General features: G+C 36.4%; 13 protein-coding genes. 11 read left to right on the forward strand and 2 right to left on the reverse strand.

What is annotated here, in order from left to right; translation table 11 throughout:
• Nucleotides 1-25 precede the first annotated feature (25 nt).
• A complete protein-coding gene (locus tag MHB55_RS10110; protein WP_318245409.1) occupies nucleotides 26-400 on the forward strand; it encodes an EAL domain-containing protein in 375 nt (124 codons plus the stop codon).
• Complete coding sequence (locus MHB55_RS10115; protein ID WP_144536479.1) at nucleotides 390-1,061, forward strand: lytic transglycosylase domain-containing protein; 672 nt, start codon at nucleotides 390-392, stop codon at nucleotides 1,059-1,061. The genes MHB55_RS10110 and MHB55_RS10115 overlap by 11 nt, the downstream gene beginning before the upstream one ends.
• Before the next feature lie 108 nt (nucleotides 1,062-1,169).
• Here the strand turns inward: MHB55_RS10115 and MHB55_RS10120 are convergent, their stop codons facing one another.
• Nucleotides 1,170-1,418 (reverse strand): GlsB/YeaQ/YmgE family stress response membrane protein, encoded by a 249-nt coding sequence (locus MHB55_RS10120; RefSeq protein ID WP_144536478.1) that lies wholly within the window; start codon nucleotides 1,416-1,418, stop codon nucleotides 1,170-1,172.
• A 1,233-nt stretch (nucleotides 1,419-2,651) separates the two neighbouring features.
• Between MHB55_RS10120 and MHB55_RS10125 the strand changes: the two genes are divergently transcribed.
• From MHB55_RS10125 to MHB55_RS10140, 4 genes are all read left to right on the forward strand, one after another.
• On the forward strand, nucleotides 2,652-3,149 hold the full coding sequence (locus tag MHB55_RS10125) for a DinB family protein (RefSeq protein WP_144536477.1): 498 nt from the start codon (nucleotides 2,652-2,654) through the stop codon (nucleotides 3,147-3,149).
• Between the two features lie 122 nt (nucleotides 3,150-3,271).
• Nucleotides 3,272-5,980, forward strand: coding sequence for an aconitate hydratase AcnA (acnA, locus tag MHB55_RS10130; protein WP_340863148.1), 2,709 nt, complete (start codon nucleotides 3,272-3,274; stop codon nucleotides 5,978-5,980).
• A gap of 127 nt (nucleotides 5,981-6,107) precedes the next feature.
• Nucleotides 6,108-7,157: a serine hydrolase domain-containing protein gene (locus tag MHB55_RS10135; RefSeq protein WP_340863149.1), complete on the forward strand. Its 1,050-nt coding sequence runs from the start codon at nucleotides 6,108-6,110 to the stop codon at nucleotides 7,155-7,157.
• A gap of 3 nt (nucleotides 7,158-7,160) precedes the next feature.
• Complete coding sequence (locus tag MHB55_RS10140; protein ID WP_340863150.1) at nucleotides 7,161-7,400, forward strand: hypothetical protein; 240 nt, start codon at nucleotides 7,161-7,163, stop codon at nucleotides 7,398-7,400.
• A 432-nt stretch (nucleotides 7,401-7,832) separates the two neighbouring features.
• Here MHB55_RS10140 and MHB55_RS10145 read toward each other — a convergent pair whose 3' ends face one another.
• Nucleotides 7,833-8,375 (reverse strand): GNAT family N-acetyltransferase, encoded by a 543-nt coding sequence (locus MHB55_RS10145; protein ID WP_151109870.1) that lies wholly within the window; start codon nucleotides 8,373-8,375, stop codon nucleotides 7,833-7,835.
• 119 nt (nucleotides 8,376-8,494) lie between these two features.
• On the opposite strand from MHB55_RS10145, the gene MHB55_RS10150 reads away from it, so the two are divergent.
• The 5 genes from MHB55_RS10150 to MHB55_RS10170 all read left to right on the forward strand — a co-directional run bounded on the left by MHB55_RS10150 (nucleotide 8,495) and on the right by MHB55_RS10170 (nucleotide 16,158).
• A complete protein-coding gene (locus MHB55_RS10150) occupies nucleotides 8,495-11,707 on the forward strand; it encodes a BTAD domain-containing putative transcriptional regulator (RefSeq protein ID WP_340863151.1) in 3,213 nt (1,070 codons plus the stop codon).
• 731 nt (nucleotides 11,708-12,438) lie between these two features.
• Complete coding sequence (locus MHB55_RS10155) at nucleotides 12,439-13,719, forward strand: substrate-binding domain-containing protein (RefSeq protein ID WP_445678232.1); 1,281 nt, start codon at nucleotides 12,439-12,441, stop codon at nucleotides 13,717-13,719.
• A 106-nt stretch (nucleotides 13,720-13,825) separates the two neighbouring features.
• Complete coding sequence (locus MHB55_RS10160) at nucleotides 13,826-14,593, forward strand: ABC transporter ATP-binding protein (RefSeq protein WP_151109864.1); 768 nt, start codon at nucleotides 13,826-13,828, stop codon at nucleotides 14,591-14,593.
• On the forward strand, nucleotides 14,577-15,284 hold the full coding sequence (locus MHB55_RS10165; RefSeq protein WP_144536463.1) for an ABC transporter ATP-binding protein: 708 nt from the start codon (nucleotides 14,577-14,579) through the stop codon (nucleotides 15,282-15,284). The genes MHB55_RS10160 and MHB55_RS10165 overlap by 17 nt, the downstream gene beginning before the upstream one ends.
• A 13-nt stretch (nucleotides 15,285-15,297) precedes the next feature.
• On the forward strand, nucleotides 15,298-16,158 hold the full coding sequence (locus MHB55_RS10170; RefSeq protein ID WP_144536461.1) for a branched-chain amino acid ABC transporter permease: 861 nt from the start codon (nucleotides 15,298-15,300) through the stop codon (nucleotides 16,156-16,158).
• Nucleotides 16,159-16,161 lie beyond the last annotated feature (3 nt).

The following is a 16,161-nucleotide window of genomic DNA, read 5'->3' on the forward strand; positions in this document are numbered from 1 at the left end:
CAATTATTATGGAATATACTTTGTCATCAGATTCCTTCAGGAATTAAAGGAATTCGGATTTCAAATTGCCATGGATGATTTTGGCACAGGCTACTCTTATTTTAAACATCTTGAACAGCTTCCGGGGAATATTATTAATATTGACCAAAGCTTCACACAAGAGATACATAAATCTAAAACAAGGGCAATCGTTCAATCCATCCTTTCTTTAGCTCATAACTTGGAGGTGAAAATCTTAGCCGAGGGAGTAGAAGACCCTTATCAGGTTTGTTGCTTAAAGAATTTAGATTGCCATTACCTCCAAAGCTATTTCTTCAATAAGGCGTTAACTTTAAACCATTTATTGAAGGAGTATTCTGAAGCAAGTAATGAAAAGGTGGCTTTTAAGAATGACATCTAAGAAACAAAAATCATATAAATGGAAGCTGTGGAGTATTATCCTCTTGTTGCCAGTAACGATCACAGTATATGTTCTGTTAATAGTGAGCTGGCAGGAGCTTCGTAAAATACCTGCTGTCCAGGAATGGGCGACATCTATTCAAAAGTCTACGACAAAGATAGATGTTCCAGGGGAATACATACCAATTTATAAAGATGCTGCGGATGAATATGGGATTCCTTGGACTCTTCTCGCTGCACATCATCGAATCGAAACCAAGTTTTCTACTATGGATCCTTTGTTATCACCAGTGGGGGCAGAGGGGCATATGCAATTTATGCCTTGTACCTTTGTGGGGTGGTCGCATCCTAGCTGTGGTGGACTTGGTTTAGGAGAAATACCTGAGGAGGATAAAATAAACCCTGCAGTAATAGCTCAATACGGAGGATATGGTATAGATGCAAATGGAGATGGTTATGCGGATCCTTATGACTTAGAGGATGCTATCTACAGTGCTGCTAATTACTTGGCAGCAAGTGGTGCAGCAGATGGTGAAATTGAAAAAGCCATTTTTAACTATAACCGCAGCAATAAATATGTGGAGGACGTGCTCCACTTTTATCATCTTTATGAAAAACAGCTTGCCACACTCCAAACTGCTACCGTTCAGGATGGCCTATAAGAACTTCTAACAGTGAATAGCATTTGGCCTTCACTTCAACAATTACAATGAAAAAGGGACTGACTATGATATAGTCGTCCCTTTTTGGTGTACATATAATTTTTTTGCTTACTTACGCATACTCTTTAAAATCAAACTTAATATTGCAACTAAAATAATTGCTCCGATTAATGCAGGAATAATTGCCATATCCCAAATAACTGGACCCAAGTCAGGGAAAATCATTCCACCGATCCATGCCCCGATAATACCTGCTACAATATTACCTATAATTCCTCCAGGTATATCTTTACCAAGAATTAATCCTGCTAGCCAACCGATGATCCCACCGATGATTAAGTATAAAATTAGTCCCATTGTCTTCATCTCCTCAAATAATTGTTATCTTGTACACTCTTTATATAACCAACTTCCACAGAAACTAAACATACCTAATTAATTTAAAAAAATTCGCACTTAAGGAATATTTAAATAATTATCGCCCCATGGTCTCCATTCTCGATAAAACTTGAAGCTCCAGCTTCATACGCTACTGTAGACAATTCAGAATTATGAGCTTCTAATATTGTTTGCCCACTGCATATATACTTGTTCAAACCTCATATCAAGAATATTTTGTAGTACTACTAATTCACCTAGAATGAATTGCTTCTCTTTTCCATACAAATCAAATGGAGCAAGACTTCTATATTATTTTAGATCGGTTGTAAAGGTTTCAGCCCTATTAGATACAATTGGATGCAATAAAGGTCACTATACAATCAAAAACCCATAAGTATGAAAAACAATACCTCTAATAGAAGTATGGATGAGTTTGATAAAATTCTCACTTAGATTACCCATTTTAAAAGAGCTTATTCAAATAAAAACCATGAATAATGTGGGGAGAAATCAAATATATACTATTAGATTGAAAGGGTTTATTGATTTCTGTTCCAAGCGGTTTCTTTTATTAATCAGGTTAAGGGCAAAATATTAAACCTCTATTTCATTATTAATTTTGTCCCAGTATCAGTGTCAATGCTTTATCAAGCAACAAATTGATAAATGTTCGTTTTTATTGTTAAAGCTCTGAGATAAACACAAATGTAAAATTACAATCTAAAAAGGAGCGATTAAGAATTGGATAAAAAACAAACAAAAAAGCTAAATAAACAAGCAATTTGGTTTGCTATATTTCATACAATCCTCATCTTGGATATTATTCTCGAATTTAGTTCCTTTCATTAAATAAATAATTTTTAATTCAAATTTTAATAAGTATAAAGTAGAGAAATCTTGTTTCTCTGCTTTTTTATTTGCTAAATACGATAAGATAGAGTTGTCTAGTTTTAAATCGAGCGGAGTAAACCATACTTCGTGACAAATTTTAATTATTAAATTTTGATTTATTTATAGTGATTTTATCAACCTTGGATAATTATCAAATTTCCTGGATAGAACATCCATGTCTTTTCATATAAATTGGAATTGTGAAAATGGTATTTAAGTATAAACTAAATAAGAATATGTTCTGAAATTTAGATTGTATTACTAGGGAAATGGGTATAAGTTAAAAGATATGTAAACAAAGCTTAGTGGAGGTATAAAATGTTTTTAGAAAAAAATAATGAAATTCGAGCGGATCTATTCCGTCTGGTAGATTCCTTAACAGAGGAAGAGTTTAATAAAAAACCTGATAATAATGCTTGGTCGCCAAAGGAAATTATGGAACACTTAGTTAAGATGGAGAATACCATTGTAAAAGGAATAAAGGCCGAAATTGCCAATCCTCAAAGCCCACAAGTGAAAAAGAAGCCTATTGGGGTTTCGACTTTCCGATTGATCAAAGTAAAGGCACCTAAACATACAGTGCCAAAGCCTGATTATGAGACAAAAGAGGTTATGAAAAATAAATTGCATGAGGCAAGAATGGAATTATTAAAAGTATATGCTGATAATGATTATCAGGTATTTCAAAAAAAATCATTAAAGCATCCTTTATTTGGACAAGTACCACTTGTGCAGTGGTTTCCATTCGTAGGATTACATGAAAAACGTCATTTGAAGCAATTAGAGAAAACAATCAAAAAGATAAAAGGTCATTAGAATTAATTATTACTTATAATAATTTTAATGTAATTTACTTATCAATAGAGATAAGTTATGATTAGTTATGGAGAAAAGTTACTTGAATAGAGTCTTTTCAATAGATATTAGGAGGATTACTAATGGCAAAAGATAGCTTACACAATAGCCGTACTTCTTTCACGCTAAATGGAAAAGAATATACTTATTATCGTTTAGCAGCTCTAGAAGAAGCAGGAATTGCAAACGTTTCACGTCTACCATACTCAATTAAAGTATTGCTAGAGTCTGTGCTACGTCAACATGATGGATATGTTATTAAAGATGAACATGTAGAACAATTAGCAAAATGGGGTAAAGATGCAGACCCAGAAGCAGAAGTTCCATTTAAACCTTCTCGAGTTGTACTACAAGATTTCACAGGAGTACCAGTAGTAGTTGATTTAGCAGCATTACGTTCTGCCATGAACGAAATGGGCGGTAATCCGGACAAAATTAACCCTGCTATTCCAGTTGACCTTGTAATCGATCACTCAGTACAAGTAGATAAATATGGTACTGCTTCAGCTTTACAAGCTAATATGGATCTTGAGTTCGAACGTAATGCAGAGCGTTACAACTTCTTAAAATGGGCTCAAACAGCATACGATAATTTCCGTGCTGTACCTCCAGCGACTGGTATCGTTCACCAAGTTAACTTAGAGTACCTAGCGCCAATCGTACACGTAAACGAATCAACTGACGGTACATTAGAAACATTCCCAGACTCAGTAGTTGGTACTGATTCACATACAACAATGATTAATGGTCTTGGTGTACTTGGATGGGGTGTAGGTGGTATTGAGGCTGAGGCAGGAATGCTTGGTCAACCTTCATACTTCCCAATTCCTGAAGTTATCGGAGTGAAATTAACAGGAGATCTTCCAAACGGAACGACTGCTACTGACTTAGCGCTTAAAGTTACTCAAGTACTTCGTCAACGTGGTGTTGTTGGTAAATTTGTTGAATTCTTCGGCCCTGGGGTATCTAAATTACCACTTGCTGACCGTGCAACTATTGCTAACATGGCTCCTGAGTATGGTGCTACTTGTGGTTACTTCGCTATCGATGAGGAATCACTTGAATACTTGCGTCTAACTGGCCGTGAAGAAGAACATATTGCAGTTGTTGAAGCTTACTTAAAAGCAAACGACATGTTCTTTGATCCAACTTTAGAGCCTGTATACACAGATGTTATTGAAATTGACCTTGGTGCAATCCAAGCAAATCTTTCAGGACCAAAACGTCCACAAGATTTAATTCCTCTTACTGATATGAAATCTCGTTACCGTGAAGCAGTAGTTGCTCCTCAAGGTACACAAGGCTTCGGATTATCAGAAAAAGAGTTTGCTAAATCTGCAACTGTAAAATTTGAAGACAGAGATGTTGTTATGCCAACTGGTGCTGTTGCAATTGCTGCAATCACTTCTTGTACAAACACATCTAACCCATACGTTATGATAGCAGCTGGTTTAGTTGCGAAAAAAGCTGTAGAAAAAGGATTGAAAGTACCTGCATATGTAAAAACATCATTAGCACCTGGTTCTAAGGTAGTTACTGGTTATTTACAAGATTCAGGACTAGACAAATTCCTTGATGAAATTGGATTCAACACAGTTGGTTATGGTTGTACTACATGTATCGGTAACTCTGGTCCATTGTTGCCTGAAATCGAGAAAGCAATTATTGACGAAGATTTATTCGTAACTTCTGTGCTTTCTGGTAACCGTAACTTTGAAGGTCGTGTGCATCCATTAGTAAAAGCTAACTACTTGGCTTCACCACCATTAGTTGTGGCATATGCTCTTGCTGGAACTGTAGATATTGACCTACAAAAAGATTCATTTGGTAAAGACCAAGATGGCAACGAAGTATTCTTTGCTGATATTTGGCCATCTACTGAAGAAGTTAACCAAGTACTTTCTAAAGTGGTTACTCGTGAACTATTCCAAAAGGAATATGCACGTGTATTCGATGAAAACGAAGCTTGGAATGCAATTGAAACTTCTACAGAATCACTATATTCATTTGATGACAAATCAACTTATATTCAAAATCCACCATTCTTCCAAGGATTATCTAAGGAACCTGGTCAAATTGAATCACTTGATGGTCTTCGCATAGTAGCCAAATTTGGTGACTCTATTACTACTGACCATATTTCACCGGCTGGTGCAATTGGTAAAGATACTCCTGCAGGTAAATACTTACGTGAAAATGGTGTAGAGGTACGTGACTTCAACTCATATGGTTCTCGTCGTGGTAACCATGAAGTAATGATGCGCGGTACATTTGCAAATATTCGTATTCGTAACCAAGTAGCTCCTGGCACAGAAGGTGGATATACTACTTACTGGCCAACAGGCGAAATCATGTCCATCTATGATGCTGCTATGAAGTATCAAGAAGAAGGTACCGGTTTAGTAGTAATTGGCGGAAAAGATTATGGTATGGGATCATCTCGTGACTGGGCAGCTAAAGGAACAAATCTTTTAGGCATTAAAGCAGTAATTACGGAAAGCTTTGAGCGTATTCACCGTTCAAATCTTGTAATGATGGGTGTTTTACCTCTTAATTTCTTACCAGGTGAAAATGCTGAAACATTAGGCTTAACTGGTAAAGAAGAAATTAGTGTGAATATTGCTGAAGGAGTTAAACCTCGTGATATCCTGAAAGTAACAGCTAAAGCAGAAGATGGTTCTGTAAAAGAATTCAATGTGCTTGCTCGTTTCGACTCAGAGGTTGAGGTAGATTACTACCGTCATGGCGGTATCCTTCAAATGGTTTTACGTAACAAAATGCTAGAAGCATAATAGATAGAAACGGGCCCTAAATCTTATATGATTTAGGGCTCTTTTTTTGTGTAAATTAACGAAATATTCGTTACAAGAACATACATTCGTGTTAATATATAGATAACGAGTTGTAGGAGGAAATTACATGAGACTAAAAAACTTCAATCTGGCAGAACGAATGCATTACTATAAGGTACCAGGAGTAAGTATTACATTAATTGATCAGGGACAAATCAGTGCATGCATAAACCAAGGGGTTTTAGAGGTGGGAAGCAGAAAAGCTATCAACGAGAATTCTCTTTTTAACGCTTGTTCTATTAGTAAGTTTCTAACTGGAATGTTGGTTATAAAACTCGTCCAACAAGGGGATTTAGATTTAGATGAAAATGTTAACGAGAAACTTATATCTTGGAATATCCCAGAGAATGATTTTACTAACTTAAAAAGAGTAACTTTAAGAAACTTACTTAGCCATCAATCTGGAATTGTAGATCCTATCAATAGTTTTCCAGAGCATGTTGCAAGTAATGGCACTCCAACAATGGTGGAATTACTAGAAGGAAAAACGCCCTACAATAATTGCCCAATTGAAGTTACCTATGAACCTGAAAGTGAATTTCATTATTCAGATGCTAGCTACTGTATAATTCAGCAAGTAATTGAAGACTCAATGAAAAAATCATTCATCCAAGTTATGACTGAGCATATATTTACACCATTAGAAATGGAGAATAGTAACTATGCTATGACAGCAGCAAGTATGAGTGAAGAAAACGTTTCGTGTGGTCATAACAAAAACGGAGAAGTAGTGAATGAAAAATATCCTTTGTATCCATATCCCGCTGCTTCTGGATTATGGACAACCTCTGAAAATATAGCTAAATTAGTCCAAGAATTAATGAATGCTTTGAAAGGTGAAAGTAAAACAGGTATCTCTGCTAGAGCAGCAAAGGAGTTAATTAGTTCACAAGGAAGAAAAAAATGGGCAGGACTTGGTGTATTTCTTGAGGAATCTGAGAACCAACTGGAAATCTCATCACTTGGATGGGGAGTAGGCTTTCAATGTATGATGGTAGCATACCCATATTTGGAGAAAGGTGCTGTCATAATGACAAATGCAGAACTAGGGGTACATCAACTGGAAGGAATCATCGGAGAAATATATAACTCTTTACTGAGCCAATTGAAGGGGTAAAAAATGCATATCTTACTAGATAAACCAGCTTCTATACCTAATGTAATAGCTTTCTTCAAAGAAAACTTAAATCCCGATAGTAGCGAGATATATTCAGAAGAGTTTTTATGCCCTCTTGGAACTCAAGCTGCTATTAGAAGGAACCAAATGATACTAGCTATAGAAAATGGGCATGTTGTGGGGCAATTCGTTTTTATCGAAGAAAAACAGCCAATACCATTTCACTTTATCAATTTGCTGTAAGTTCAAAGTATCGTGGTAAAGGCGTATTAAAAAAGATGCTTCTCTTTATAAATGACGCGCCAATCGTAGCTCTATGTCCAATTGAATCAAAATTTAACCAATATTATCACAAGATGGATTGGAAACTACAAGAACAAGTTGATGGGTTTAATACGTGGATTTTTAAATGAGTGCTTAATTACGGTTTGTGTTTACTAATTAATAATACTTTCACTTAAAATGTAAGCATTTTTTACTTGAAAAAGCAAATGAATAAATATAATCATAGCGATTTAATATTCATTAGATTTGTATAAGGATTAGCTGATAAAGGGCTATTTTCTATAGTTTTATCATGGGGCATTTCCTATTCATTTAGTCTCATTTTTGATAGACATTAATTTGCTTCGGTTCGTTGGAAGAAACGAAGCAAATTTCACATAAAGAAAAAGATTACTCTCTCCAATCAGGCTTGGTGAGGGAAAAGATGAAAGCATCATGTGAGCTGTTATCTTGATATAGATACCCTCTCAACAAACCTTCCTTTTCAAATCCTAGATTTAAAAGTAACGTAAAAGAGGCCTCGTTTTGAGGGAATGTTACTGCTCCTATACGGTATAGATTTAAAACATTAAAGCAATAGTCTATAACAGCCCTAACAGCTTCACTCACTATTCCTTTTCTCCAATGGCCAGGTAATAGTTCATAGCCAATTTCTGTTCTTTTACTAGCTAAAGATAAGTTATTTAATCCAACAGTTCCAATTAACTCTCCAGTTTCTTTCAATTCTATTCCCCAACGCATAGATTTTTTTTGCTCAAAACCTGTAGCAAATGATTTAACTAACGCATCAGCTTGTTCTTCTCTTGTAAACGGGGACATCCCGTAATACTTAATGACTTCTTCATTGGAAAAAATGGAGAAAATACTAGCCACATGTTCATCTTTAATTTCTATTAACTTTAATCTCTCTGTAGACAATGTTGGAAAGCTCATCTCAAAACCCCTTTTCTATAATTCTTATATTCTAACACAACTGTAATTATCTTTCTATTCAATTAAATTGTATGTTAGGATATGGTTATATAAATGGCATTTTCTTTGGGGGGTATTCGATGGAACAACCAACTATCTTACTGTCTAAGCTTAATCCACCGGTTCCTTCTTCAAATTATATGAGAAGGTCTTCTCTAATTAAAAAATTGAAAAGTAAAGCGGACAAAAAAGTTTGTCTCTTACATAGTGGTGCAGGCTTTGGAAAAAGCTCTGCCCTTGCTCAATATTTTCAAGATTCTAAGGAAACGTTTTCATGGTACTCCATATCGGAGGAGGATGATAATATTCTTCCTTTTCTACGCCATTTAGTACATAGCATTCGTAAAGTTGTTCCAGCGTTTGGAAGCAGTCTCCTAGAGGATAGCCTTCTATTCATGTATCCAAAGGAGGCTGAGCTAACTAGGTGGTACTCTCTTTTCAGTAATGAGCTTTCAGTAATGGGCACCCCTTTTACAATTGTTTTAGATGATTATCATTTGGTTGATCATGTATTTCACATTAATTATGTAATTGAAAAAATAATAGAGTTTCTTCCTCCTTCTATCAATATGGTTATAGCTTCACGGATTCGACCAAAATGGACAGTTCTACTCAAGCTTAAGTTAAATGGTCAATTAGTGGAGATAAAGGAAAAAGATTTTATGTTTACCGAGGAAGAAATTCAAGTGTTCTTTGAAGATTACTTTGATAAAACAATTACAAGTGTAGAAGCGGAAAACGTTTTAAAGCTAACAGAGGGGTGGGCTATCGCGATACAATTGATTGCCATACAAGTAGCGGAATCAAACAAAGTGATAGCAAATCTTTCTGATTTTGCATTGAATGAATTATTTTCCTATCTTTCGGAAGAAGTATTTTCTAATATGACCCTCAAAAATCAACATTCCTTATTGAATTTTAGTATTTTTCCAGTTTTTTCAGCAATAGAAATAAAGGAATTCTTTGGTGAAGAAGGACTTGTTCAGTTACAGTTGCTAACTTCAAGTCACTCTTTCATCCAAAAGTTAAGTGACTCTAACACTTATAGATTTCACTCATTGTTTCAACAATTTTTAGAAGATAAGTGGCTCCAAACAAATTCTTTACTGTATTATGAAACACATAAAAAAGTATCTTGGTTTTTTAAAGAGCAAAATAATATCGTACAAGCTATTTATCATGCAGAAAAATCTAAAGATGAGCTATTTTTAGCTGAAATGATTATTCAGAATGCGAACTCAATGATTATGGCTGGTCAATTCGATTGGCTGTTAGACTTGATGAAGGATCATTTGTCTCCTACTACTAGGGAAATGTTTTACGAACTCTATTATTTTGAAGGTGAATGTCATCGATATCGGGCTTTTTATGAAAAAGCCAGGAAATCATATGAAGTGTGTTTAGATATTGCTCAGACAAAGCGAAATGTTCTATTTATAAGCAGAGCTAATGCAGGGATGGCACATATTTATTTAGATACCATTCAACCTGCATTAGCAAAATCATTTTTAGAGGAAGCCATTAGATGGGCAAATGAAAGTGAGGAAATATCGATTCAGGAACAGAACTCTCTAAAAAGGCTTCATGCTGAGAATCTAGTTAATTTAGGAAAAGCCAAAGAGGCTAGTGAATGGGTATCGATGGAGAATTTAGATCCATTTATTTTAAGGAATGGTAATTTGGATGCGCGAATCTATTTAAGAACCGGGCTGCTCAATGACGCAGTTCAGGTTTTAGAATCGAGGCTAGGAGATGAAATAGCTATTCCCGATTCTCATCGAGAAACTGACATCTTGCTTTCGTTTATTTACTCACTGACAGGAGAAATCGAAAAAGCTAAAATAGCTGCTAATAAAGGCATCGAAACAGGCATCAAAGAAAAGTCAGGTTTCGTGGAGGCAGTGGGGTGGATTAGAAAGGGTCATTCTGAAATTTTGTACAATCCATTTGATCAAAAGACACCTGAATCTCTATACTTAAAAGCCGTACAACGAATGGAAGACTTAGATGTTTCAAGAGCTAAAGCCGAGCCTTACTTGGGACTTTCTATTTTAAAGTCTAGGCAGGGGAAGCTTCAGGAAGCTATTGATTACGGTGAAATGGGATTGCGTGAAACAATCAAAAGTAATGATTATTGGCTATCTGCTTATATTATGCTTGGCCTGTCCATTGTTTATTATGAAAATGGTGATTTAGACAAAGCTGAAGCAACATGTCAGGAAGCAAACGCATTATTTTATAAAAATGGAGATATATACGGAGAAATGATCAGTAACTACTGGCTTTCTAGTATTTATGCAGAGCTTCAAATGAGTGAACCTTTTTTAGGTTCCTTGCTGAAATTTGCAAGAATGTGTGTGGAAAATAATTTTCTTTTCTTTCTGCTGAAAAAAACCGTATTTGGTCCAGTGGATCTACAGGTCAATTATCCCCTTCTTAAAAAGGGAAGCTTACTTCTAAAAGGAAACAAAGATCCCTTCTTGCAAAAATTGATAGAAAAATTAGATGTGCGAGATGATATACCTTACCCAGGATATTCTCTGAGACTGCAGCTTCTAGGCTCCTTTACTCTATTTATGGGCATTCATGAAGTAGAAGAAAGGAAATGGCAAAGAGAAAAGTCGAAGGAGCTTCTTACTTTTTTATATTTGCATAAAAATCGATTTGTACCTAAGGAAGAATTAATAAGAAACCTATGGAAAGAGGATGAAAAAACAAATGATCGCGATTTTAAGGTTGTCTTAAATGCGCTGCTTAAAGTTATAGAACCAAAAAGGCAAGCGCGAGGAGAATCTTTTTTTATAGTCCGTAAACAATCAATGTACCGTATTAATCCAGAAGCAGTTGTTCATAGTGACTTAGAGACATTTAATGATTACATTACGCTAGGAATGCAAGAAAAAGTTGCATCGTTATCGTTAGAACATCTATTAAAGGCAGTGAGACTCTATAATGGTAGCCTTCTAGAAGATAATCCTGCCAATGAATGGATCTCTCATGACCGTGAGAAAACAGAGCAACAGTATATGTTAGTTTTAGAAAGATTGGCTCAAACGAGTACGCGTATAAAGGATTTCGAGAACACGATATACTGGTCTGAGAAACTCATACGGATAGATCCAACGTGGGAAGAGGCCTATCGTTTGCTTATGTTTGCTTATTATCAAATGCAAAATAGAACACAGGCAGTTAAATGGTATGAACGATGTGTAGCAACTTTACATGATGAGCTTCGTGTAGAACCTATGCAAACGACTATTCAAATGTATGAGATGATTGTGAATTTTGGCTAAGGATTATTTAAGTTTTAAAAATATGGCATCAAATATAATATTTCGCTGAGATGAAAATTCATTACAGCAGAATTATAACTTCACGGCTACTAGTCAGCATACATAAATTTTAAGCTGATAGGGCTCTGTAAGCTCGTCAAATATTTTGTGAATGCTTGACATTTTATATATCGAACTAGTGGTTTATCTAGATAGAAGCGTATCCAAGTTAATGGATACGCTTTTAAGCGTATGAATAATATTTTGATTCTTTACCTAATCAATTTTATAATTCCTATTTTTAAAAACACGAATAATTAAGAGAGAATACTGAAAAACATATGCTTTTTAAGTGTTAAGAATAATTGAATACCGCTTTAGGTGGACGCTTTCGGTGGGGAGAGCGATAAGCCATCATCCGTCGCTAACGCGCGCGGATATGATGGCTTATCTGTATCACTCATCCCACGGGAGTCGCCAACTTCGCTACAAAAAATACCTAATAATGTTCGTGTATAATCGGTAAAACGCTATTTATGAAATGGACTCATATGTAAAATATTATAAAACTCCTAGTATATGCAGGAAGCGAGGGTGGATCTTACTCGCTTATAAAATGTAATCTTTCCATAAACAAACATAAAAAAGTAACTAAGCCACTTAAGCCCCTGATGTCTTCGTCATAAACATGCTAATACAAAACAATCTTGTAACTTATTTGTAACTCCTATTTTGTACATTTAAAGCGAAGCATGAGAGCGCTTACAAAATTATTTGGGAGGTATGGAATATTGAAAAAATGGAGTTTATTTTTAACGCTATTATTGGTTTTTATTTTTACTGCTGCTTGTAGTGAGGATTCTGTTAAATCTAGTGAGAAGTCCGGTGAAACCACTCCTGCTTCGGGTGAGGTGACGGAAGGCGGGACTATTAAAATTGGGGTTCTTGCCTCTTTAACAGGAGCGCTTGAGTCATATGGAAAGCAAACTAGAAATGGTATTGAGCTTGGCTTAGAGTATGCTACGGACGGAACGATGGAGGTAGCAGGAAAAAAAATCGAGGTTGTATTCGAGGATACAGAAACTAAGCCTGAGGTTGCAGTTCAAAAAGCAACGAAACTTTTGGAAGAAGATGAGGTTGATTTCTTAGTAGGTTCCTCTAGCTCCGGTGATACATTAGCAGTTCTCCCCCTTGCAGAGGAATATGAAAAGATTATGATCGTTGAACCAGCAGTTGCAGACAGTATTACTGGTTCAGAGTTTAATCCATATATATTCCGTACTGCTCGTAATTCTTCACAGGATGCGGTTGCAGGAGCAGCTGCTATTGCAAAAGAAGGAGTAAAGATAGCGACATTTGCGCCTGATTACTCCTTCGGTTGGGATGGGGTTTCTGCCTTTAAAGCCGCAGCTGAAAAGTTAGGAGCAGAGATTGTATTAGAAGAATACGCTGACCCTGCCGCTACTGATTTTACATCGAACCTACAAAAGGTGATTCAAGCAAAACCAGATTATCTGTTTGTTGTTTGGGCTGGCGCTAACTCCCCATGGAACCAAATTGCTGATCTAAAATTGCAAGACAAAGGTATTAAAATCTCTACTGGCGCACCAGATATCCCGGCACTTTCTATTATGGAACCGCTAGTAGGTATGGAAGGATTCTCGGTTTATTATCACACGTTACCAGACAATAAGATTAATGATTGGTTAGTAGATGAACATAAAAAGCGTTTCAATGGAGAAGTACCAGATTTATTCACACCTGGAGGTATGTCAGCTGCGATTGCCATAGTAGAAGCTTTAAAAAAATCTGAAGGTGATACGGATGCGAATGAATTGATTAAATTGATGGAAGAAATGTCATTTGAAACACCTAAAGGAAAAATGACTTTCCGTCCGGATGATCATCAAGCCTTGCAATCCTTATATTCTATTAAGTTAGAAAAGCAGGAAGGCATTGCTTACCCAGTACCAGTGCTGATTCGTGAATTGTCACCTGAGGAAACGGAACCACCAATTTTAAATAAGAAGTAACTATATTGAAGCAAGTGACAGCCTAACATTCATTAGGCCTGTCACTAACCTTGCTATAGACTCTTTCTAAAGCAAGGTTAGTGATAGAAGAGAGGAGTCAAATCGTATGGAGCCTATATTAAGAACTGAAAATCTGACAATCAAATTTGGCGGCCAAACAGCTGTAGATCATGTAAATTTTGTTATGCCAAACAAACACTTTAAATCCATTATCGGCCCAAATGGTGCAGGAAAAACAACCTTTTTTAATTTAATCAGTGGTGAGTTGAAGCCAACAGAAGGAGAGGTTTTCTTTAAAGGTCAATCTATGGCTAAGTATTCCTCCATAGAGAGGACTCGAATTGGACTTGGTAGATCCTTTCAAATAACGAATGTTTTTCCTAATCTGACTGTCATGGAAAACGTACGTCTTGCTGTGCAATCAAAGCAGAAAGTCCGCTATCAGATGCTTCGTCATTTTAGTAGCTATCAAGAATTTCGGACTGAAGCGGAACAATTACTCGAGATAGTTTTACTGTCTAAGAAAGCTAATTCACTTGCCAATGAGCTTTCTCATGGAGAAAAGAGAAAACTAGAAATTGCCATGCTTCTTGCTTTAGATACGGAAGTACTATTGTTGGATGAACCGACAGCTGGAATGTCCTTAGAAGAGGTTCCGGCTATATTGGATGTGATAAAGCAGATTAAGCAAAAGGGTGACAAGACGATTTTGTTGATTGAACATAAGATGGATATGATTTTGGATCTCTCTGACTCTATCATGGTTTTGTTCAATGGAAGGCTGCTTGCTGATGGTAGCCCTGAAGAAATCATGAACAATGAAACTGTTCAAAACGCATATCTGGGAGGGTTATACGATGAGCACCTTGCTTAAATTAGATAACGTACACACGTTTATAGGACAATATCACATTTTACAGGGAGTTTCCTTCGAAGCAAAGGCTGGAGAGGTGAGTGTGCTGCTTGGTCGAAACGGTGCAGGGAAAACGACCACTTTGAAAACAATAATGGGCCTCACACCTGCTTCTAAAGGGATCATTAAATACGCGGGTTCGTCTATTATCTCCCAGCATACACACCAGATTGCATCAGGCGGTATCGGCTATGTGCCGGAGGATCAAGGTATTTTCGGAGCTTTAACAGTCGAGGAAAATCTAAAGGTAGCCATGCGTAAGGAAGATGATGCTGCAAAAGAAAGACAAGAATATGTCCTAGAGCTATTCCCAGATCTTAAGAAGTTTTGGAAAAAGAATGGTGGACACTTATCTGGAGGACAAAAACAAATGCTTTCGATGGCTAGGGCTTTTGTAAATGAAAGTAAGCTTTTACTAATAGACGAACCTTCCAAGGGCCTAGCACCAGTCGTTATTGAAAAGGTTATGGAAGCAATTATTGAAATGAAGAAGCAAACAACCATTATCCTGGTAGAACAAAATTTTATGATGGCCAGCAAAATCGGAGATACATATACACTAATCGATGATGGTGAAACTGTTCAGTCGGGGAAAATGAGCGAGCTTATCCAAAATGAAGAATTGAAAAGAAAATATCTCGGTATCGGGTGAAGGAGGAAGCTACATGGAGTTAATCATCAATTTATTGATAAACGGATTGGCGACAGGCATGTTGATTTTTTTATTGGCAGCTGGATTAACCTTGATATTTGGACTAATGGATGTTTTAAACTTTGCACATGGAGGCCTATTTGCCTGGGGAGCTTTTTCTGGTGTTTGGTTTTACAGTTTGACGGATAGTTTCACCTTAGCGATTATAGGAGCCATTTTAACAGGTGTAATATTAGGTTTTATAACGGAAAAGCTAATTATTACACCTGTTTATGGGAACCATGTACAACAAATATTAATAACTTTAGGATTTATGATTGTCCTTTCTGAAATGCTGAAGGTCGTTTTTGGACCAAATCAGATGGCAGCAAAAGTTCCACCTTTGTTAGCTGGAAGCTGGGAATTTGGAGATGTCATTATTATTAAATACCGTTTGTTTATCATTAGCATTGGTTTTATCGTATTCGGTATTTTCCAATTTATTTTAAAGCGTACGAAAATCGGTCTGACAGTACGTGCTGGTGTGATGAATAAGGAAATGGTGCAGGCGTTAGGTATTAATATTAAAAAGGTATTTTTGTATGTATTTATGACAGGTGCAGCGCTCGCGGCTTTAGGAGGTGCTTTAATGGCACCCTACTCTGGAGTTGTATACGCTGAAATGGGAATGGAGTATGCGATATTAGCCTTCATCGTGGTGGTCATTGGAGGAATGGGTAGCTTTCCCGGTTCATTGCTGGCAGCTATTTTAGTAGGTTTAGCAGGAAGCTTCATGGCGTATTATGTTCCAGCTCTATCACTTGCGGTCAATATGCTGCTTATGGCAGTCGTATTAATCTTCCGTCCGCAAGGTTTGTTTACTGCGAAAGGATGATAC

The organism is Psychrobacillus sp. FSL K6-1267, assembly GCF_038003265.1.
Lineage (GTDB): Bacteria > Bacillota > Bacilli > Bacillales_A > Planococcaceae > Psychrobacillus > Psychrobacillus faecigallinarum.

Bases quoted from the DNA above. Each gene is read 5' to 3' on its own strand.
- MHB55_RS10150 (WP_340863151.1), top strand. From the start codon at position 8,495: ATGGAACAACCAACTATCTTACTGTCTAAGCTTAATCCACCGGTTCCT.
- MHB55_RS10145 (WP_151109870.1), bottom strand. From the start codon at position 8,375: ATGAGCTTTCCAACATTGTCTACAGAGAGATTAAAGTTAATAGAAATT.
- acnA (WP_340863148.1), top strand. From the start codon at position 3,272: ATGGCAAAAGATAGCTTACACAATAGCCGTACTTCTTTCACGCTAAAT.
- MHB55_RS10160 (WP_151109864.1), top strand. From the start codon at position 13,826: ATGGAGCCTATATTAAGAACTGAAAATCTGACAATCAAATTTGGCGGC.
- MHB55_RS10115 (WP_144536479.1), top strand. From the start codon at position 390: ATGACATCTAAGAAACAAAAATCATATAAATGGAAGCTGTGGAGTATT.
- MHB55_RS10135 (WP_340863149.1), top strand. From the start codon at position 6,108: ATGAGACTAAAAAACTTCAATCTGGCAGAACGAATGCATTACTATAAG.
- MHB55_RS10165 (WP_144536463.1), top strand. From the start codon at position 14,577: ATGAGCACCTTGCTTAAATTAGATAACGTACACACGTTTATAGGACAA.
- MHB55_RS10140 (WP_340863150.1), top strand. From the start codon at position 7,161: ATGCATATCTTACTAGATAAACCAGCTTCTATACCTAATGTAATAGCT.
- MHB55_RS10120 (WP_144536478.1), bottom strand. From the start codon at position 1,418: ATGGGACTAATTTTATACTTAATCATCGGTGGGATCATCGGTTGGCTA.
- MHB55_RS10125 (WP_144536477.1), top strand. From the start codon at position 2,652: ATGTTTTTAGAAAAAAATAATGAAATTCGAGCGGATCTATTCCGTCTG.
- MHB55_RS10170 (WP_144536461.1), top strand. From the start codon at position 15,298: ATGGAGTTAATCATCAATTTATTGATAAACGGATTGGCGACAGGCATG.
- MHB55_RS10155 (WP_445678232.1), top strand. From the start codon at position 12,439: ATGAGAGCGCTTACAAAATTATTTGGGAGGTATGGAATATTGAAAAAA.